Origin of the sequence: Actinoplanes sp. NPDC020271 (genome assembly GCF_044388125.1) — a bacterium.
GTDB lineage: Bacteria > Actinomycetota > Actinomycetes > Mycobacteriales > Micromonosporaceae > Actinoplanes.
In genome coordinates this window covers 30,866-48,804 of the sequence record NZ_JBIRWQ010000018.1, presented here as the reverse complement: position 1 = coordinate 48,804, position 17,939 = coordinate 30,866, and the positions used below count along the sequence as shown (strand labels likewise).

18 protein-coding genes and 1 pseudogene are annotated in these 17,939 nt (G+C 69.6%); 11 read left to right on the top strand and 8 right to left on the bottom strand.

Features of this window, described 5'->3' with window-relative positions:
- Positions 1 to 106: 106 nt before the first annotated feature.
- The 3 genes from ACH442_RS31885 to ACH442_RS31875 all read left to right on the top strand — a co-directional run bounded on the left by ACH442_RS31885 (position 107) and on the right by ACH442_RS31875 (position 3,816).
- Positions 107 to 832 (top strand): hypothetical protein, encoded by a 726-nt coding sequence (locus ACH442_RS31885; RefSeq protein ID WP_396341838.1) that lies wholly within the window; start codon positions 107 to 109, stop codon positions 830 to 832.
- Positions 825 to 2,942: a hypothetical protein gene (locus ACH442_RS31880; protein WP_396341837.1), complete on the top strand. Its 2,118-nt coding sequence runs from the start codon at positions 825 to 827 to the stop codon at positions 2,940 to 2,942. Before ACH442_RS31885 ends, ACH442_RS31880 begins: the two co-directional genes overlap by 8 nt.
- Positions 2,943 to 3,117: 175 nt before the next feature.
- Positions 3,118 to 3,816: a hypothetical protein gene (locus tag ACH442_RS31875; RefSeq protein ID WP_396341975.1), complete on the top strand. Its 699-nt coding sequence runs from the start codon at positions 3,118 to 3,120 to the stop codon at positions 3,814 to 3,816.
- Positions 3,817 to 3,913: 97 nt separating this feature from the next.
- Here the strand turns inward: ACH442_RS31875 and ACH442_RS31870 are convergent, their stop codons facing one another.
- From ACH442_RS31870 to ACH442_RS31855, 4 genes are read right to left on the bottom strand one after another with little or no spacing between them, the layout of a single operon-like run.
- The gene (locus ACH442_RS31870) at positions 3,914 to 4,471 is read right to left on the bottom strand and encodes a hypothetical protein (RefSeq protein ID WP_396341836.1); all 558 of its coding nucleotides are present in this window, start codon (positions 4,469 to 4,471) and stop codon (positions 3,914 to 3,916) included.
- Complete coding sequence (locus tag ACH442_RS31865; RefSeq protein WP_396341835.1) at positions 4,468 to 5,853, bottom strand: WXG100 family type VII secretion target; 1,386 nt, start codon at positions 5,851 to 5,853, stop codon at positions 4,468 to 4,470. Before ACH442_RS31865 ends, ACH442_RS31870 begins: the two co-directional genes overlap by 4 nt.
- Complete coding sequence (locus tag ACH442_RS31860; RefSeq protein WP_396341834.1) at positions 5,850 to 6,176, bottom strand: type VII secretion target; 327 nt, start codon at positions 6,174 to 6,176, stop codon at positions 5,850 to 5,852. Before ACH442_RS31860 ends, ACH442_RS31865 begins: the two co-directional genes overlap by 4 nt.
- A complete protein-coding gene (locus ACH442_RS31855) occupies positions 6,166 to 6,564 on the bottom strand; it encodes a YbaB/EbfC family nucleoid-associated protein (protein WP_396341833.1) in 399 nt (132 codons plus the stop codon). Before ACH442_RS31855 ends, ACH442_RS31860 begins: the two co-directional genes overlap by 11 nt.
- Positions 6,565 to 6,657: 93 nt before the next feature.
- On the opposite strand from ACH442_RS31855, the gene ACH442_RS31850 reads away from it, so the two are divergent.
- Positions 6,658 to 7,956 carry a TIGR04013 family B12-binding domain/radical SAM domain-containing protein gene (locus tag ACH442_RS31850; protein WP_396341832.1) on the top strand — a complete coding sequence of 433 codons (1,299 nt, stop codon included), beginning with the start codon at positions 6,658 to 6,660 and terminating at the stop codon, positions 7,954 to 7,956.
- A gap of 50 nt (positions 7,957 to 8,006) precedes the next feature.
- On the top strand, positions 8,007 to 8,798 hold the full coding sequence (locus ACH442_RS31845; protein WP_396341831.1) for a DUF3152 domain-containing protein: 792 nt from the start codon (positions 8,007 to 8,009) through the stop codon (positions 8,796 to 8,798).
- A gap of 67 nt (positions 8,799 to 8,865) precedes the next feature.
- On the opposite strand, the gene ACH442_RS31840 is transcribed toward ACH442_RS31845, so the two are convergent.
- Positions 8,866 to 10,269, bottom strand: a complete 1,404-nt coding sequence (locus ACH442_RS31840; protein ID WP_396341830.1) for a DedA family protein — start codon at positions 10,267 to 10,269, stop codon at positions 8,866 to 8,868.
- Between the two features lie 121 nt (positions 10,270 to 10,390).
- Between ACH442_RS31840 and ACH442_RS31835 the strand changes: the two genes are divergently transcribed.
- Positions 10,391 to 11,161, top strand: coding sequence for a hypothetical protein (locus ACH442_RS31835; protein WP_396341829.1), 771 nt, complete (start codon positions 10,391 to 10,393; stop codon positions 11,159 to 11,161).
- Here the strand turns inward: ACH442_RS31835 and ACH442_RS31830 are convergent.
- Positions 11,134 to 12,300 (bottom strand): 4-hydroxybenzoate 3-monooxygenase, encoded by a 1,167-nt coding sequence (locus tag ACH442_RS31830; RefSeq protein ID WP_396341828.1) that lies wholly within the window; start codon positions 12,298 to 12,300, stop codon positions 11,134 to 11,136. The two genes, ACH442_RS31835 and ACH442_RS31830, sit on opposite strands and share 28 nt — an antisense overlap.
- Before the next feature lie 39 nt (positions 12,301 to 12,339).
- Positions 12,340 to 13,080, bottom strand: coding sequence for an IclR family transcriptional regulator (locus ACH442_RS31825; RefSeq protein ID WP_396341827.1), 741 nt, complete (start codon positions 13,078 to 13,080; stop codon positions 12,340 to 12,342).
- Positions 13,081 to 13,149: 69 nt separating this feature from the next.
- On the opposite strand from ACH442_RS31825, the gene pcaH reads away from it, so the two are divergent.
- From pcaH to pcaC, 5 genes and pseudogenes are all read left to right on the top strand, one after another.
- Positions 13,150 to 13,887 carry a protocatechuate 3,4-dioxygenase subunit beta gene (pcaH, locus tag ACH442_RS31820; RefSeq protein ID WP_396341826.1) on the top strand — a complete coding sequence of 246 codons (738 nt, stop codon included), beginning with the start codon at positions 13,150 to 13,152 and terminating at the stop codon, positions 13,885 to 13,887.
- A gap of 73 nt (positions 13,888 to 13,960) precedes the next feature.
- The gene (gene pcaG / locus ACH442_RS31815) at positions 13,961 to 14,524 is read left to right on the top strand and encodes a protocatechuate 3,4-dioxygenase subunit alpha (RefSeq protein ID WP_396341825.1); all 564 of its coding nucleotides are present in this window, start codon (positions 13,961 to 13,963) and stop codon (positions 14,522 to 14,524) included.
- Positions 14,525 to 14,648: 124 nt separating this feature from the next.
- Positions 14,649 to 15,860, top strand: coding sequence for a lyase family protein (locus tag ACH442_RS31810; protein ID WP_396341824.1), 1,212 nt, complete (start codon positions 14,649 to 14,651; stop codon positions 15,858 to 15,860).
- Between the two features lie 31 nt (positions 15,861 to 15,891).
- Positions 15,892 to 16,620, top strand: a pseudogene (locus tag ACH442_RS31805) (alpha/beta fold hydrolase); the annotation flags it as partial.
- Positions 16,621 to 16,674: 54 nt separating this feature from the next.
- Positions 16,675 to 17,019 (top strand): 4-carboxymuconolactone decarboxylase, encoded by a 345-nt coding sequence (gene pcaC, locus ACH442_RS31800; RefSeq protein WP_396341974.1) that lies wholly within the window; start codon positions 16,675 to 16,677, stop codon positions 17,017 to 17,019.
- A 178-nt stretch (positions 17,020 to 17,197) separates the two neighbouring features.
- On the opposite strand, the gene ACH442_RS31795 is transcribed toward pcaC, so the two are convergent.
- Positions 17,198 to 17,872, bottom strand: a complete 675-nt coding sequence (locus ACH442_RS31795) for a DUF3159 domain-containing protein (protein WP_396341823.1) — start codon at positions 17,870 to 17,872, stop codon at positions 17,198 to 17,200.
- Positions 17,873 to 17,939 lie beyond the last annotated feature (67 nt).

Below are 17,939 nucleotides of genomic sequence, written 5' to 3'. Positions count from 1 at the left end.
TCGAGCTGAAGATCAGGTTCCGGACAACCCATAGAAGTACGTAGTTGGCTGCTGTCTACGCCGGTAGGAAGGAGGGCGACCCGCACCCGTATCCGAAGGGCCCGTCATGCAGGATCCCCACCGCCGAGTCGTCGTCGCCGTCGACATGGAGAGTTACAGCAAGCGCAGCAACGTGCTGCAGCATCGCGCCCAGGTCGCGTTCAAGCAGATTATGGAGAAGGCTTGCGCGGAAGCCGGGTTGGACCGCAATAGCTGGCGTATCCAGCCAGGTGGCGACGGCGAGCTAGCCATCCTGCCGCCACAGGTCAGCGAGCGCGCGATCGTCGGGAAGCTCGCGCCGGTCGTAGATCGGCTGTTACGGGAACACAATCAAGGACTGGCTTCGGAGGCAAGGATTCGACTGCGTCTCGCGGTCCACCAGGGACTGGTTCATCTTGACGGCGCCAATGGCTTTCCCAGCGATGCGGTCGTGCATGTCTGCCGGTTGAACGACTCGCCGCAGCTCAAACAAGCGCTGCGGACGCACTGGGTTGCCAACGCCGCGCTGATCGTCTCCGACTCGCTGTATCGCGACGTCATCGTGCACTATCAGGACCTTCGGCCGGACCAGTTCGCCAAGGTTGTGGCCGAGATACCGGAAAAGAACTTCGAAGCGACAGCATGGATCCATGTTCCCGGCGAGACCATGGGCGGCGGCAGTTCTCGGGCGAACGAGCCGCGCCCGGCGCCGTCGGCCTCGGCCCCTGCGGCCGGTCAGGTCTTCCACGGCGTCACCACCCACGGGCCCACCCAGTTCGGCAACCACAACACCATGGGGAATCCCCGTGGATGACGAGCAGCCGCAGGATTCGCCCGTTGCGTCCGGACCTTCACGGGAGCACGAGGGGATGTCGGACGACGACGGCCCCATCGACCCCGGCGCGCTGAGCGTCGATCTGGATGTTGCCGAGGAGTTGTTCGGCGCCCGGTACCTCGGCCTGACTACCGTCGGGCAGTCTCAGCCCAGCATGCAGGTCACCGGCACTACCGCTCACGGGCCGACGCAACTCGGTGCACACAACACGATGCACAACAACTATTACGGGGAGAAGCCGCTTGATCCCATCATCGGTGTGCTTTCCGGTGTCGACGGTCTGCTGGCGGTCTATGCACCGACCGACGCGGACGCGACCCTCGACGCTTCGCTGGTGGAGCGGTCGACGCTCTGCCTGCTCGGCCCCCGGAACTCCGGGCGATTCAGTACGGCGGTAGCCGCGCTCGCCCGGCGGTACGGACCTTGGTGTGTGCATGAGGTGGTGCTGCCCACCGGCGTACCGCCCGAGCGGCTGATCGAAACGCCGGACCTGGTGGCAGGCGATAGCGGATTCGTGCTGAGGCTCGCGGAGGACGATCACCTCGCCGTGATGCGCAAGCTCACGCCCATGTTTCGCGGCCGCCACTCCAGTCTGCTCCTGATCAAAGAAGGCCGGGTGCGGCGGTGGGACCGGCACGGTGGTGAGGTGTCGCACTGCGCACCCGATCCGTTTGCCGTGTTCCACAACCACCTCGGTACGTTGCCGCAGTCCGTGCAGCTGACCGTGGATGAGAGCCGGGCGGCGGTGGACCACGAGCTCAAGGCGACCTACGGTCCGAAGGAGTGTGTCGCCCTCGCGGCAGCGGTCAAGGCCAAGTTGCCGTCGAATTCGGAGGCCCTGCACGCCATCCTTCAGGGCTCCCAGCCCAAGCGTCGGGAACGCGCTTCGAACATCATGCTGCCGAAGCCGGATGATCGTGCCCGCCTGCGCCGGACAAGTCAGCATGAGCGGGCCTTCCGGTTGGCATACGCGGTCTTCCGGCGCCGCCCGCTCCACTACGTTTTCGAAGCGGCGGACCTGCTTCTGAACGAGATTGACAGCGCGGCGCTTCGCTCGAACTGGGGCAGCATGGCACTGCAGCATCCAGTCCAGGAGTTGCTCGGCGAGGACCTGAAGGCCGACTGGGTGGCCGCCTCTGAATCGGGCACCGAGCGCATCGGATCCTCCCGCACCGCGTGGATCCGTGATCCTGGCCTGCGTGGTGCGATCATTGATGTGGCCTGGCACGATTTTGACGGCACTCGGCGGCCCCTGCTGAAGTGGCTCGATCGGCTGGTCCGAGAGAACGACGAGGTCATGCAGCGAGCGGCCGCCGAGGCCGCCGGACTACTGGCTGATCTCGACTTTGCCCGCGTGTACAAGGAATTGATCGACGACTGGGCGAAGTCGCCGAGGAGAGCGGTCCGTCAGGCTGCGGCGTGGGCCCTGACCTACTCGGCGAAGGGTGGCGATGCGGCGCCGAAGGTGCGGGCCAAGCTTCGCGAGTGGTGCTCTGGAAATTACAAGTATCAGCACGACACGGCCGCACGCGTCTACGCCAGCGGCCTTGAACAGACGTTCCTGGCGTGGAGCATGCTGGACCTGTTGCGAATAGCTGAGGATCCGATGCAGGAGCCTCGCCATGCGGTTGCGGCGGCGGTGAATCAGCTCTACCGCCCTGAGCGGGCCGGCTGGATCCTTGACGAGCTTGCTGGCTGGCCATCCGTCGCGCCATTCCGGGTACACGTCGCGCGGGCGGCCGTGGCATTGACTGCCCGGATCGAATCGACGTCCTTGGACGGCCGGCCCGATCTGCTGCAACGGATCGTCGAAGGACAGATCGATTCAGGAGGCCTGGGTCGCCTCTGGAGCTGCGCGTTCTTCGATCCGGTCTGCGCGTCGGAGGCTGGGGCCACCCTCGCTTCGTGGATTCGCTACGCGGACGGCAACGACGACGTGCGGGTACATGTTGTCGCGCTGCTGGACGCGATGATCTCGACCGCGGCGAGCCGACGACGGATCACCTTCTACCTGACCAGAGCGCCCGAAATTGGAAAAATAATTCCTAAGTGGGTAAAGATGGAAGGAAAGACGGCCCGTGAGCGTTGAGACCGGCCCGGTTGGGCCTTCGGTGAGTTGGTGGCTCCGGATCAGCGCTTGGCTTGGCCGGCTCTGGCGGGCGTTCATCCGGGCGTTGATCCCGCCGGATCCGCTGCCGGCGGCTCCGGTTCCGCCGACTCCGGTTCCGCCGCCTCCGCCCTCGCAGGTGCGTGGACGGCGCAAGCTGCAGACACCCCTGGTAGTACTGGCGGGTGGTCACGTCTTCACCTTCCGGGTGCACGCCACCTTTCACTGGTATGCGGAGGGCATCTACCAGGAGCAGTTGTCGAGTCTCATGGATGCCCTCGCGCCGTACCCGATCAGGCGGCTGACGGCGCTTGCAGCGCGGCACGCACGTAACCACGCACCCCACCACGCCCAGGACTTGGAGCAGGAACTGCAGCAGACACTCGTCGAGGACGGCCCGTGGCCGTTCGTCTGGCGGGGAGTGGGGGCGACCTGCCGACCGTACATATGGGTGGAGCTGGACGAGCAGGTCAAAGAGGCTGTCCGGCCGTACTGGGAGCAATTGATCAGACTGGATTGCGAGCATGATGTGCGGGTGCGTCGCGCCGAGTACACCGAGCGGCTCAGCCGGCAGTGGACGGATATCCTGACCGGCCTGCTCGGCAGCCCGGCCGCCGCGGGGGCCGCGGAGATGACCGAGAAGGAGCTCGCGGAAGTGGTGGGGCGCATCGTTGCGGAGCAGCGGGCGGCTGCGGAGAAGCTCGAGGACATGATGGCGGAGAAGGCCAACAGCGCCGACATGCAGGAGCGTTCCGAGCACTTCGAGCAGCTACGCGAGCGGTTGGAGCGCCGCGCCGACGGCCTTTTCCCATCAGCATCGAGTGCCCCGGCCGGCGATACGGGCGGCCTGGTGTGAAGGACCCGTGGCTGCATCTACGCCTACCCGTAGCCACCCGAACTGCTAGTTGTCCGTTCGCATGGCAATGTGCCCGGATCGCAGCCGTTGAGGCTCGCTAAAGGGGTTCGATGACCCGGCCGAACTGTGCGATCGAGCCATCCCGATCTATTTGGTCGAGGTCATCAGCAGCGAAGCTCGTTATCGGAGGATCGTCGGCCCGTCCGCGCCAGCCGGCCATGCGAACCGACTTCAACTCCAGGTCGACCTCGCCGTTCGCGGTGTGGAAGCCACCGCCGCGCTCGAACAACAGGATCAGAGGTTCGAAGGGATCCTCCAGCCGCTGGAGCAGATCAGCGTCGAGCGTGGGTCGAATCGCGGACCAGTGCAGAATGAAGGGCAGTAAGCGTTTGACGCTTCGGCTTCCACGGGTGTTCGCATCAGCCACAACATCGTCGATCAGATGTCGATCGGCGCGCACGGTGGAATCCACGCAGGCAGCGATGTCGAAGAACGGAACCGGTGAATCGCACCCGTAGGCGGCGGCCCAGCGCGCGGCACGGCGAAAGTACTCCTTCAGCAGTACCGCCTTGGACCAGGCCTTGTCGCCGTGACGGTCCCAATTGATGGCGCCGAGGCGGGCGGCCATGGCGCGTACGGCTTCGTCAGGTGTCATCGGTTCAATCCTCGCAGAGCGGTGGCGACAACCTCATCGAGGTTCGAAAGATCGTCGGCCAGGCGCAGGTGAGAGCCGTCGATGCCGAATAGTCGCCAGTGCGCCAGCGGCGCGTCGGGCCGGTATTCATGGGGAGCCACGTCATGGGCTCCGGGATGGTCGGGGCTGAGGATGGGATCGCCGTCCGCATCGAAGGCAGCGGGATGCGCCGATCGATAGGGCAGACCGGCGTCCATCAGCCGGTTCTCCACGTATTCATGAGCGGCAAGGCTGCGGAAAGCCTCCAGCTGCCCCGCATCGAGCGAGCCCGCGGCGGCTGCGTCCCAGAGGTCGGCGATGTCGTCGTCGGGAGTGAAGTAGCCGCGCTCGAAGTGGTTGGGTCCTAACGGAACGTCGTGCTGTTGGACGAACAGGTTCTGGCGCATGCCTTCGATGATTCGTGGGTCGATGCCGGTGTTCGCGGTGATCCGGGGCGTGTCTTGCGGGCTGTTGCGAATGCGCCGGTACGCCTCGGCGGCGCGCTCGGAGATGCCTTCGCCGCTGTGGACGAAGTCGGCGCCACGGGGAAAGTCGGGGCGGAACTCGCTGGTGACGGGCGGGTCAATCGGATCGGTGACGGCCAGATCGTGGTTGCGGGCGCGCAGCCTGGTGAAGGTGTCGGCGAGTTTGCCGAGCATGGGGTGCAGCCGGCGCAGGCTGCTGAGCAGGGCCCGGACGAAGTGCTGAATCTTGTTGACCCAGGTGGCGACGAGGGTGGCGACCTGGCCCGCGACGACGGGTGTGGCGAGGCCGAGGGTGACTCCTTCTTCGGCGAGCCACTGCGGTAGCCGGGCGGCGAGAGTGCCGATGAACTGGGCGATCAGGTCGCGGACGATGCCGCGGACCAGGGCCACGAGGAGGCCGGCACCTTCGACCGCGTACGAGATTCCCTGTGCCGCAGTGCTGAGCCCTTCCAGCACCTGAAGATGCGTGTCGGCGTGCCGGCGGTACGCGTCGCCGGCCGCGCCGAACCAGTCGGCGACCTCCGTACGGAGCCGATCGAGGTATTGCCGGCGGGCTTGGTCGGTGAACGCGGCGACGTTGGCCCACGTCGCCGCGTGGGCGGCGACCTCGTCGGCGTTGCCCGCGAGCCGATCCAGCGCGTCCCGGAGGGGGCGAACGTGTTCCATCAGCCATGCGACGCCCCAGGAGACCAGGGTGCCCAGTGGGTCGACGGTCAGCGACAGCATGTCCAGCCCGGCGCCCACCCCGCCGAGGGCAGGGTCGACCCAGCTGTGATTGCGGATGCCGTTGGTGATGTCGGCGGCGTCTTCGAGCAGGCCGAATCCGGTGTACGAGGTGGTCGAGCCGGTGCTTCCGGCCACCAACGGGTTCGCCGTCACAGGGGTTGACTCCCGGGTCGGGCGGCGTGGCGCAGATGGTCCGCAGCGGCGTCGTCAGTGCCCGTGATCTCGGCAGCCGCCGTGCGGAGGTGGTGAGCGCTCTCGCGCAGCGCTTCGCTGGTCTCGGCGAGCGTGCCGGCTGCCAGGGCGAAGATCGGGTTCAGCAGGCCCGGCAGGAACTGGCACAACTGGCCGTAAGCCGGGCTGTCCATCGTGATCTCGTCGACCGCGGAGCGGGCCTGCTCGACAGCGTCGGCGACGGCATCCGTGCTCTGGGCGTGCCGCTGCACGTCAGCGGCGGAGAATCGCAGTTCACCAGGCACGACGGTCGTGTCGCTGCTCGTCGGCCGGAGCCGGGAAGCGGGTCGCGTAGGAGTGCACCACGGCTTGTCCGGTTTCGGTGTCGAGGCCGACGGTCTGGCGGACCTGCTCGGTGACCTGTTCCGAGAGTTGTGCTTGGGCCTGCCCGATCAGCGTCATGATGAGCCGGCTCAGGTCCGCGCCGTTCGTCCGTAGGGCGCTGTCATCGAGGTCGAGCGATTGGAGTTGTCCGGCGGACCCGACCGTGACCGTGATGGACCCGTCCCGGCTGCGTGCGCTGCTGGTCAGCGCCGCCACCCGGCGAGACAGCTCCACCGTGCGGGAGGCCTGTGCATCCACTCCGGCCACCCAGGAATCGAGCCACTCCTCCGCCGCATCGGCATCATGCACGAACGTCAATCTATGTGCGCTGCAGGAGGCCGGGCAACCCGGTTGTCCCGTGTCGGACCCGGATGGTGGGAATCGGGCTGGCAGAATCGCCGCATGGCTGGTCTGGACCTCGTTCTGGTGCTGCGTTATCGCAAGGCGGTGACCTACGGCTTCCACGCGCTCCTCGGTGCCCTCGGCGAGCACGACACCACCACCCGCTACGAGGTCCGTTTCGGCGAGTCGGTCGAGGAGACCGCTCGTCACATCCGCGAGGCCGGCAATGTCCGCACCCTCGTGCTCTGGTCTTTCTATTCTCCTGACGCCGCTGCTCTGGCCGAGGAGTTGAAGCAGGTAAAAAGCTTGGCCAACGGGCCGAACGTGACGCATCTGGCCGGGGGAGTGCACGCCACCGCCGAGCCCGTGCAGACGCTCGACGCGGGCTGGGACATGGCCGCGATCGGCGAGGGCGAGTCCACGTTGATCAGCCTGGTCGACGCGAAGGGCGACCCGGCCGGCATCACCGGACTGGCCTATCACGATCACAATGGGCAAGTCGTCAAGACCGGGAAGGCGAAACAACGCCCCCTCGACGATTTTCCCGGCTTCGCCCTCAAGTGGAACAAGGTCAACGCCCTGGAGATCACCCGGGGCTGCATCTACGCCTGCCGTTTCTGCCAGACCCCGCTCATGTTCTCGGCCCGTTTCCGGCATCGCAGCGTCGCCAACGTCCGCTGGCACGTCGATCAGATGCGCGCCCGCGGCAACCGTGACGTCCGGTTCATCACGCCGACCGCGCTCTCCTACGGCAGTCAGACCGACGAGCCGAACCTGGCCGCGGTCGAGGAGTTGCTGGCCTCCTGCCGGGAGGGGATCGGCCCGGACGGGCGGGTCTTCTTCGGTTCGTTCCCCAGTGAGATCCGGCCCGAGCACGTGACCCGGGAGACCTTGCGGCTGGTCAAGAAGTACTGCGACAACATCATCGTGGGCGCCCAGTCCGGGTCGGACCGGGTGCTCGACGCGGCCAAGCGGGGGCACGGCGTCGAGGAGGTGAAGCGGGCGGCGCGGCTCGGCATCGAGGAGGGCTTCAAGATCAACGTTGACATGATCTTCGGGATGCCGGGGGAGAACCAGGAGGACGTCGACGACTCGTTGCGTCTGGCCCGTGAGCTGGCCGATCTCGGCGCCCGGATCCACGCGCACACGTTCATGCCGCTGCCCGGGACCCCGTGGCGGGACGCGCCGCCCGGGGACGTCGACCCGGCCACGATCCGGCAGGTGGATCGGCTGTCGCAGCGGGGCGCGCTCTACGGTCACTGGCAGAAGCAGCGCGACCACGCCGCCCGCCTGGCCGCGGCGGCGGAGGCCTATCCGCGCCCGGGGCGCAGCCGCACGATCCTGCCCCTGGCCGAATGACCTGCGCCACGCGAATGCAACCCTGACCCCTCGGCGCACGTCAGGGGTTCGTGAGATCAACTCGACTGTCGTTCCTGGCCGCGCTCCTCATCCTGGCCGGATGCGGGGTCGCGGTGTACGGCCTGATGGACCGCGGCACAGCCGTGCAGGCCCAGTCGCCGCTCCCGGAGCCGACGTCCCACGCACCGCCGGCGATCCCGGAGAAATCCGAGGCCCCGCGGGCGCAGAGGATCACCTACCCGGCCGGCGGCAGCCGGAAGTACGCGGTCGCCGCGGGGGAGACCGCCGCTCCGGCCGGCCAGAAGGGCACGCTGCTGCGCTACCGGATCGCCGTCGAGAAGGACATTCACGGCGTGACCGCCACCGAGTTCGCGTCCGCGGCGACCGCCACGCTGCGTGATCCGCGGAGTTGGACCGCGGGTGGGCAATGGCGGCTGCAGCGGGTCGGCCCGGACGATCGCGCCGACTTCACGATCTGGCTGGTCACGCCGAAGACCCGCGACTCGATCTGCGAGGGCGCCGCCGACGGCTACACGTCGTGCCGCAGCCACGACAACGTCGTCATCAACGTCGCCCGCTGGGCCAAGGGCGTCCCGGATTACGGCGCGAGCCTCGGCGTCTACCGCCAATACGTGATCAACCACGAGGTCGGCCACCGCCTCGGCCAGGCCCACGAACTCTGCCCCGGCAAGGGCGACCTCGCCCCGGTCATGCAGCAGCAGACACTCGGCCTGCACGGCTGCAGGCCCAACCCGTGGCCTTTCCTCGACGGCACCCGCCATCGCGGCCGGATCGGCGCCTACGACGACCAGGTACCCTCCCGCGACCAGGGCAATTCCTGAAGATCAACCCCATTTTCCGGTACGCCGAGCGTCGCCCCGCGGCCCGACGCGAGCGAGCGCCCCCGGGTCAGGCGGCAGCACCGGCCAGTTCGCGGGCCGGCGCACCGGGCGGCGGAGGTGGCAGTGGCCGCCGGGACCGCGCAGCCCAGATCGCCGCGTTCAGCGCCGCCCACGCCACCCCGAGCGCTATCGCCGCCACCGTCTCACTGGTCCGGCTCCACCCGAGGTACACCCACGAGCCGGCGCACGTAGCCACCAGCACCCCCGCCCCGGTCCAGACCGCGACCCGCCACTTCCACCGCAGCCCGTGCGTGAGCAGCCACGCGAGCAGCCCGGCGGCCGCCGCGACCTGGGCGGTGGCCCCGGCCGACATCCCGGCCAGCGCGGAGGCGGCCGCGTCCATCGGCAGGGGCCCGTCGAAGTCGGCCGGCCCGGGGAGGACGATCCGGTCGGCGGCCCGCCATCCGGGCGTGGACACCAGCGACAACGCCCCAGCGAACACGAGCGCGGGCAGCACCGGCCCCAGCGCCTCGAACAGCCCACCCGGGAAAAGCCCCGGCCGGGAAGCGCCGGGACCAGCGGCCCCGCGGGGGCGGCGGGACCACCACCAGCGCAGCACGGCGACCGGCACGGCGAACGTGATCAGCACGTCGGGCAGCACGGTCGTCGCGGTCCGCAACGCGAACAGGTACCCGTCGGAGGTCCACTGCCCACGCGCCCATTCCGCGATCGACGGGTCGGCCGCGGCGAGCCCACTGAACCGGACCACGGGTGGGATGACCTCGACGATCAGCACGGCCAGCAGGGTCAGCAGCCCGAGGCTGAGGGCGGCCGCCGCGATCGGGGGCCGGCCCCGGTCGAGCAGCCGGACGGGCGTGCGGCTCGGGGTCCGTACGGGAAAAGGGTGTTGACCTAGAAACCGGCCCACGAGCACCAGACCGACAACGATCAGTGTGAGGGCAGCCAGCGCCCCCGCTGCTCGACCGGCGCGGGCCGCGAGCACGTCGTATCCGGCCCCGGCCAGATAGCTGGTGCCGACCATCCAGAGAGCCCAGAGCGTTGCCGCCGGCGCATGCCAGAGAACGAACCGCCTGTAGGGTACGCCGTGACGCGCAGCCAGCCGTGGCATCAGCGTCCGCGCACCGACGATCCACTGTCCGATGAAGATCGCCCGCCCGCCGTACCGTGCGAAGAGTTTCTCGGCCCGGGCCAGGTGCCGCCCCGGTGGCGCCGAGGAGGCCCGCCGGTACGCGACGGTCCCGCCGAGCAGCGCCGCACCGACCGCGACCAGGAACGCCGGCAGCACCGGAACCACCCCGGCATTCGCCAGCAACCCCATCGCGATCAGCGCGGTCGCCGACGGCAGGACCATTCCCGCGACGATCGCGGCCTCGGCCGTGACCAGGGCCGCGACCACTACGAACACCAACACCGGCGGGAGCCCGCCGAGCCAGTCGCCGAGCCGGTCCATCGATGTTCCCCCGTTCGTGCGCACGCGGCGGCGTGCACTCCGGACGTTAGGGCTTGGGCGGACGGCCCGGATCCGTGATGCTCCTTAGGGATCCACCGATATCTACCCGGAGGGAGTCCGGATGCATCCGATGCTGCAGCGACTCGACGAGATCGCCGCCCAGGTGGCCGCCCGCGACGACACGATCGCACTACTCGGGCTGGGGTCGGCCGGTGCCCAGCGGGGCCGCCTCGACGACCACTCCGACCTCGACTTCTTTCTGGTCGTGGCCGAGGGCGCGACCACCCGGTACGCCACCGAGACCGACTGGCTGGCCGCCACCTGCCCGCTGGTCTGGAGTTTCGCCCACGAGCGCCGCGGCCGGAAGGCGCTCTTCGCCGACGGGATCTTCGTCGAGTACGGCGTCTTCACCGTCGGAGAGCTGCGCGGAGTCCCGTTCCGCGGGGCCCGGGCGGTGTGGCGCCGCGCCGACGCCCCGCCCGGCCTGACCGAGTCCGACGCCCTGGTGCCGCGGCCGCCGTTCGACACGGTCGAGTTCCACCTCAACGAGGCGCTCGCCCACCTGTACGTCGGACTGCACCGTGACCTGCGCGGCGAGCACCTGAGCGCGGCCCGTCTCATTCAGGGTCACGCCGTCGACCGCGTGATCGCGTTGTTGCGGTTGAGTGCGGGCGAACCGCCGTACCGTGATGTCTTCGATGATTCCCGTCGTGTCGAGCGGACCTATCCACCGCACGAGCTCCCGCTGGCGGAGATGGTCCCGGGCTACCGTGGCAACGCGGCGGCGGCCCGGGTCATCCTCGACTGGCTGGCCGCCCGGTTCCGGGTCCCGGCGCCGATGGGTGAGGCGATCGAGAGGCTGCTTCAGATGAAGATCGGCAGGCCGGCGTAGTTCTCGGCCAGCCCGGTCGCGCCCGCCTCGCTCGACGCCACCCACCGCAGCTGGGAGAGTTGCAGCTCGGCGTCGAACGGGTCGCCGGAGGTGTGCAGCATCGTCGTCATCCACCAGGAGAAGTGGGTGCACCGCCAGACGCGCCGCTGCGCGGTTTCCGAGTACGCGTCGGCCGGCCGGTCGTCCTTCTCGGCGATGCGCGCGACGAGCGCCTTGCTGAGCAGTGCCACGTCGGCGATGGCCAGGTTCAGTCCTTTCGCGCCGGTCGGCGGCACGATGTGCGCGGCGTCCCCGGCGAGGAACAGGTTGCCGTGCCGCATCGGGGTCTGCACGTAGCTGCGCATCGGCAGCACGCTCTTGTCGGTGATCGGGCCGGGGTTGAGCTTCCACCCGTTCTGCCCGTGCCCGAGGCGGGTGGCGAGCGCGTCCCAGATCTGGTCGTCGGACCACGTCTGCGGGTCGGTGCCGTTCGGGACCTGCAGGTAGAGGCGGCTGACCGTGGCCGAGCGCATCGAGTGCAGGGCGAAGCCGTCGGGGTGCCAGGCGTAGATCAGCTCGTCGGTCGACGGGGCGACGTCGGCGAGGATGCCGAACCAGGAGTAGGGGTAGACGCGCTCGAACGTCTTCGCCGCCGGGACAGCTTTGCGCGAGACGCCGAACGATCCGTCGCAGCCGGCGACGGCGAGCGCGTCGATGCGCGCACTCTGCCCGTTCTTGTCGGTGTAGGTCACGTAAGGAGAGCCTTCGATGTCATGCAGGCCGACATCGCTGACCTCGTAATGGATCTCCTGGCCCGCGGCTCGACGCGCCGCGATCAGGTCCTTCTGCACCTCGGTCTGCCCGTAGACCCAGACACTGCGACCGGTCAGGTTCACGAAGTCCAAGTGGTGCCGCTCGCCCGGCCACTGCAGGTAGATCCCGCGGTGCTCGTCCCCTTCGGCGCGCAACCGGGCACCGAGCCCGGCCGCCTCCAGCAGCTCGACGCTGGAGTGCTCGAGGATGCCGGCCCGGATCCGCGCCGCGACGTATTCCTCCGAGCGGGTCTCCAGGACCACGGACTCGACGCCGCCCTGGGCGAGCAGATGGGACAGAAGCAGACCGGCCGGGCCTGCGCCGATGATGGCGACCTGGGTACGCATGACCCCACCTTCAGCGCCGGGCGGCCCCGCGGCAAGGGGCTATTTCCACTGGACGGAAGCCAGCGTACGCCCGATGCCCTGCGCCGCGACCTGTAACGCCGACACCATGCGCGGCAGCTGACGCCGCAGATCGGGCACGACCATGCCGAGCGCGGCCACCACCGCGTCGCCGTTGCGCACCGGCACCGCGACCGAGCACGCGCCGAGGCTCATCTCCTCGCCGGTGGTCGCATACCCCTCGGCCCGGACCCGGCGCAACTGTTCCAGCAGTCGAGCGGGTTGCGTCACGGTGTAGGCGGTCACCCGCGTCAGATGCTGAAGGGCATTCGCGCGTACGTCGTCCGGCGCATACGCCAGCAGAACCTTGCCCACCCCGGTCGCGTGCAGCGGCAACCGTGACCCGATCTTGCTGACCACCGGCACCGAGACGTGCCCGGCGAGCCGATCGATGTAGAGCACCTCGAGTCCGTCGCGGACGGCCAGGTGCACGGTCGCGAGCGTCGCCCCGTAGAGGTCGTGCAGGAACGGGCTGGCCGCGGTCCGCAGTTCACTCTGCACCGGCGCGAGCAGCCCCAACTGCCAGATCCGCCGGCCGATCACATACCCGCCGTCCGGCTCGCGGGCCAGCGCGCCCCACCGGGCCAGCTCGCCGACGAGCCGGTGGGCGGTGCCGAGCGGGGTGCCGGAGCGCCGGGCCAGTTCGCTGAGCGTCAGGCTGCGGTGTTCGGTGTCGAACACTCCCAGGAGGTCGAGCGCCCGCGTGGTCACGCTCTTCGCCATCGGACACCTTTCCGTTCAACGGAAGAAGACTATCGCCTGCGGCGACCTTGACCGCCTAGCGTCGCAGAGATGAACACCCAGGCTGAGATCAACCAGGAGATCGAGGCGGCGGCGCAGCAGCCGGGCGGCCCGCAGCCCAAGATCGACTATGCGCCGTACCGCAGCAGCATCCTGCGGCACCCCAAGCAGCCCTTCCACCTCATCGACCCGGAGTCGGTCGAGCTGTGGGCTCCGGCGTTCGGGCACCGGGACGTCGCCGACGACGAGGCCGACCTGACCATCCAGCACGCCGGCACCCCGCTCGGCGAGCGGATCGTCGTCACCGGCCGGGTGCTCGACGGCGACGGGCGGCCGGTCGCGAACCAACTGGTCGAGGTGTGGCAGGCCAACGCGGCCGGGAGGTACCGCCACCAGCGTGACCAGCACCCCGCACCGCACGACCCGAACTTCACCGGCGTCGGGCGCGTGCTCACCGGCGCGGACGGGACGTACCGTTTCCAGACGATCAAGCCGGGGCCGTACCCGTGGCGCAACCACCTCAACGCGTGGCGCCCCGCGCACATCCACTTCTCGATCTTCGGGTCCGATTTCACCCAGCGTCTGGTGACCCAGATGTACTTCCCGGGCGACCCGCTCTTCAAGTACGACCCGATCTACCAGTCGATCACCGACCCGAAGTCCCGGGACCTGCTGATCGCCCAGTACGACCACGACCTCACCACCCCGGAGTGGAACACCGGATACCGTTGGGACATCGTGCTCACCGGCACCCACCGCACTCCGCTCGACACGGAGGACCAGGCATGAGCGAGCTTGCGAGCGAATCATCGGGCTCAGTTTCTGACTCATGGCGACGCCGGAGCGAAGCGGAGGTGGCGGCATGAGCGCGGTTCCCGGCCAGACGGTTGGCCCCTTCTTCCACCTGGGTCTCGAATACCCGCAGATGAACGAGTTGGTCCCGCCGGGCAACCCGCGCGCGATCCGCCTGCACGGCCGCGTCACCGACGGCGCCGGCGCCCCGGTCCCCGACGCGGTGATCGAGATCTGGCAGGCCGACGCGCACGGCCACATCGTCCACCAGCCCGGTTCGCTGCGCCGCGACGGCTGGACGTTCACCGGCTGGGGCCGCGCCGCGACCGACCCGGACGGCTTCTACTCGTTCGCCACCGTCGAACCCGGCCGCACCACCCCGGACCGTCCCGCGTTCTTCGCCGTGACCGTTTTCGCCCGCGGCCTGCTCGACCGGCTCTTCACCCGCGCCTACCTGCCCGACGCGGCCGAGGCCCTCGCCGCCGACCCGCTGCTGGCCGCGCTCGACCCGGAACGCCGCGACACGCTGATCACCGAACGCAGTGACCAGGGCCTGGTCTTCGACATCCACCTGCAGGGCGCGAACGAGACGGTGTTCCTCACCTACCCCCGCCTGCAGGACGCCTGGGCATGATCGCTGCCGCTACTTCTCACCCCACCCACCCTGGGGGAAGCTCCGCTGATCAGTATGGCGAACTTTCCCGAGATCCCGTGGCTGCCCTGTGGACGAACCGCCACTGTGGGAAACCGGGAATCCGGTGAGCGATCTGCTATGGCCCGGCGATCACCGCGCCGGGGACCTGTTCACCGACGCGGCCGTGGTGGCGGCCATGGTCCGCGTCGAGCACGCCTGGCTGACCGCGCTCGCCGGCCACCGGATCGCCGACCTCACCGTGCCCAGCGAGGCCGACCTCGCCGCCCTGGTCACGCCGGAGGACCTGCCCCGGCTGGCGGTCGGCGCCGAGTCCGGCGGCAACCCGCTGATCCCGCTGCTCAAGCTGCTCCGGGCCCGGCTCCGGGGCCGCAACACGGCCGCTGCGGGCTGGCTGCACAAGGGTCTGACCAGCCAGGATGTCGTCGACACGGCGATCGTCCTGTGCCTGCGCGACGCCCGCGACCGGGTCCGGGCCGACCTGCGCTCGCAGATCGGCTCGCTCTCCCGGCTCGCCGGTGAGCACCGCGAGACCCGGATGGCCGGGCGCACGCTCACCCAGCACGCCATCCCGATCACGTTCGGGTTGAAGGCGGCCGGCTGGCTCACCGGTGTCCTCGACGCCCGTGACCAGCTCGCCGCCGTGACGTTCCCGATCCAGGTCGGGGGAGCGGCCGGGAGCCTCGCCGCTCCGACCGCGCTCACCGGTGACCCGGGCCGGGCCCGCGAACTGGTCACGACCACCGCCGAGCGACTGGGACTGCCGTCGCGGGAGCCGTGGCACACCAGCCGCGCGCCGGTGACCAGGATTGCCGACGCGTTCGTGACCTGCACCGACGCGTGGGGGAGGATCGCCAACGACGTGCTGGTCGGCTCCCGGCCGGAGGTGCACGAGCTGATCGAGGGCGCGGCCGAGGGCAAGGGCGGCTCGTCCGCGATGCCGAACAAGCAGAACCCGGTCCACGCGGTCCTGATCAAGCGCGCCGCACTGGCCGGTCCGCCGTTCGCCGCCCTGGTCCACGTGGGCGCGTCCGCCGCGGTCGACGAGCGGCCCGACGGCGGCTGGCACGTCGAGTGGGCCACCTTGAGAACCCTTTCCCGCCGTACGGTCGTCGCCGGCGCGCAGACCGCCGAGCTGCTCGCCGGGCTGCGCGTGGACACCGGCAAGATGCTGGCGACCCTGCACGACGCCCGGCCCGGCATCGACGCCGAACAGCAGTCGATCACGCCCGGCGTGACCCCGGACCACCCCTACCTCGGCGCGACCGACGAGATCATCGACGCGGTGCTGGCACGGGCCGCGGCGGGACCGCGCTGAGGTCGTACCGGAAAAAGGGAATGTGTTTGTGATGGGAAGGAACGCTGTGCTGACCGCGACCGTGTTCACCGACGCCCCCGACCGCCCGTTGCTGCTGCTCGGATCGTCCGTCGGCACCTCGGCGGAGAGCCTGTGGGCGCGGTGCGCGTCCCGGCTCTACGGCCGCTACCACGTGGTCGGCTTCGACCTGCCCGGGCACGGGCGCAGTTCCCCGGCGAACGGCCCGTTCACGATCGACGACCTGGCCCGGGAGGTCGTCGCGCTCGCCGACCGGCTGCGGCCCGGCGAGCGCTTCCTTTACGCGGGCGATTCGATCGGCGGCGCGATCGGCCTGCAGGTGCTGCTGGACGCCCCGGAGCGGATCACCGCCGCGGCGCTGCTCTGCACCGGCGCCAAGATCGGTGAGGCGGCGGCCTGGGGCGAACGCGCCGCGCTGGTCCGCGCCAAGGGCACCGACGCGGTCGTGGCCGGTTCGATCGAACGCTGGTTCAACGCCGACTTCCCCGCGGCCGACCGGGAACCTCTGCTCGACGCGCTGCGGGCCACCGACGACGAAAGCTACGCGCGCTGCTGCGAGGCGCTGGCCGCATTCGACGTACGCGACAGATTGCCGGAAATCACCGCGCCGGTGCTCGCCGTGGCCGGTGGCCAGGACAAACCTACCCCCACCGCCGGTCTGGAACTGATCGCGGGAAGCGTGCGGCACGGCCGTCTCGTGGTCCTCGACAACGTGGCCCACCTGGCCCCGGCCGAGTCCCCGCAGGTCGTCGCGTTCCTCCTCGACCAGTACTTCGACGAGTCCCGCGCCGCCGGAATCGCCGTCCGCCGTGAGGTGCTCGGCCCCGCGCACGTCGACCGCGCCACCGCCGCCACCACCTCGTTCACCCGCGACTTCCAGGATCTGATCACCCGGTACGCGTGGGGCGACATCTGGACCCGGCCCGGTCTCGACCGTCGCAGCCGGTCGATGGTGACGCTGACGGCGCTGGTCGCGCTCGGTCACCACGAGGAGCTGGCGATGCACGTACGGGCGGCCCGCACCAACGGCCTGACCGTCGACGAGATCAAGGAAGTCCTGCTCCAGACGGCGATCTACTGCGGAGTGCCCGCGGCCAACACCGCGTTCCGCATAGCCCAGCAGGTCCTCGACGACCTCTGATCCCCAGAACTGCGGCGGGCGGGCGGCACAGCGCGGTGCACCCGGCCGCCGTTGCGAGCCGGTCCCGGCTGGTTCTCATGGGCTTGTTCGTGCCTCGTGACGCCCACCGGAACCAGCCGGGAGAGCGGGCGCGGCAGCCACGGTGACCACACGCGGGCGTCGCGTGCGTCCCGGCGGGTCAGGCGGGCTGGTCGGCGGCGGTGGCGGTGGGGCCGGAGAGCTGCGGTTCGGCGATCACGGGTTGGCGCAGGCCCGGGTGGCCGGCGGGGAGGGTGCGCTGGATGACCCACCAGCTGACCGCCAGGCATCCGGCGACCAGCGGCCAGCTCAGCGCGATCCGCGCGACGGCCAGCGCTCCGGTCTGCCCGGCCGCGTACAGCGGCAGGAACACCGCCACGCGGATCACGTACTGCAGAACCCAGACCCAGCTGGCGCGCGAGTAGGCCCGGAGCAGCTCCGGGTCGCGGCGCCAGCGGGTCTTCTGGCCGAGGACGGCGCCGACCACGACGCCGAGCAACGGCCAGCGGATCACGATGCTGATCGCCCACACCAGGACGCTCGCGCCGTTGCTGAGCAGCTGGAGCAGGAAGAAGTTCTCCGCTTTGCCGGTACGCAACGCGATCAGCGCGGCAACGCAGACGCCGAGCAGGCCGAACAGGACGGCGCGGGGTTTGTCGCCGCGGCGCAGGCGCCACACGACGACGCCGAGGGCGCAGATCAGCGCACCGGCCGTTCCGGCCCAGATGGAGTGGAACGTGAGCCAGCCGATCAGGAAGCCGACGGCCGGCCACGACGCGTCGATGGCGGCGCGCCGCCCGTTGAGCAGTTCTGCCAGCGATTCCGGCTGCGCCATGTCCACCCCGTTCTCAGTTAGGGCAGCCTAACCCGGACGGCCGGGCCGGTCGACGTGGCCCGCCGGA

Excerpts from the sequence above, each read along its gene's own strand:
- ACH442_RS31885 (WP_396341838.1), top strand. The coding sequence starts at position 107 with ATGCAGGATCCCCACCGCCGAGTCGTCGTCGCCGTCGACATGGAGAGT.
- ACH442_RS31870 (WP_396341836.1), bottom strand. The coding sequence starts at position 4,471 with ATGACACCTGACGAAGCCGTACGCGCCATGGCCGCCCGCCTCGGCGCC.
- ACH442_RS31850 (WP_396341832.1), top strand. The coding sequence starts at position 6,658 with ATGGCTGGTCTGGACCTCGTTCTGGTGCTGCGTTATCGCAAGGCGGTG.
- ACH442_RS31840 (WP_396341830.1), bottom strand. The coding sequence starts at position 10,269 with ATGGACCGGCTCGGCGACTGGCTCGGCGGGCTCCCGCCGGTGTTGGTG.
- ACH442_RS31835 (WP_396341829.1), top strand. The coding sequence starts at position 10,391 with ATGCATCCGATGCTGCAGCGACTCGACGAGATCGCCGCCCAGGTGGCC.
- ACH442_RS31830 (WP_396341828.1), bottom strand. The coding sequence starts at position 12,300 with ATGCGTACCCAGGTCGCCATCATCGGCGCAGGCCCGGCCGGTCTGCTT.
- ACH442_RS31825 (WP_396341827.1), bottom strand. The coding sequence starts at position 13,080 with ATGGCGAAGAGCGTGACCACGCGGGCGCTCGACCTCCTGGGAGTGTTC.
- pcaH (WP_396341826.1), top strand. The coding sequence starts at position 13,150 with ATGAACACCCAGGCTGAGATCAACCAGGAGATCGAGGCGGCGGCGCAG.
- pcaG (WP_396341825.1), top strand. The coding sequence starts at position 13,961 with ATGAGCGCGGTTCCCGGCCAGACGGTTGGCCCCTTCTTCCACCTGGGT.
- ACH442_RS31795 (WP_396341823.1), bottom strand. The coding sequence starts at position 17,872 with ATGGCGCAGCCGGAATCGCTGGCAGAACTGCTCAACGGGCGGCGCGCC.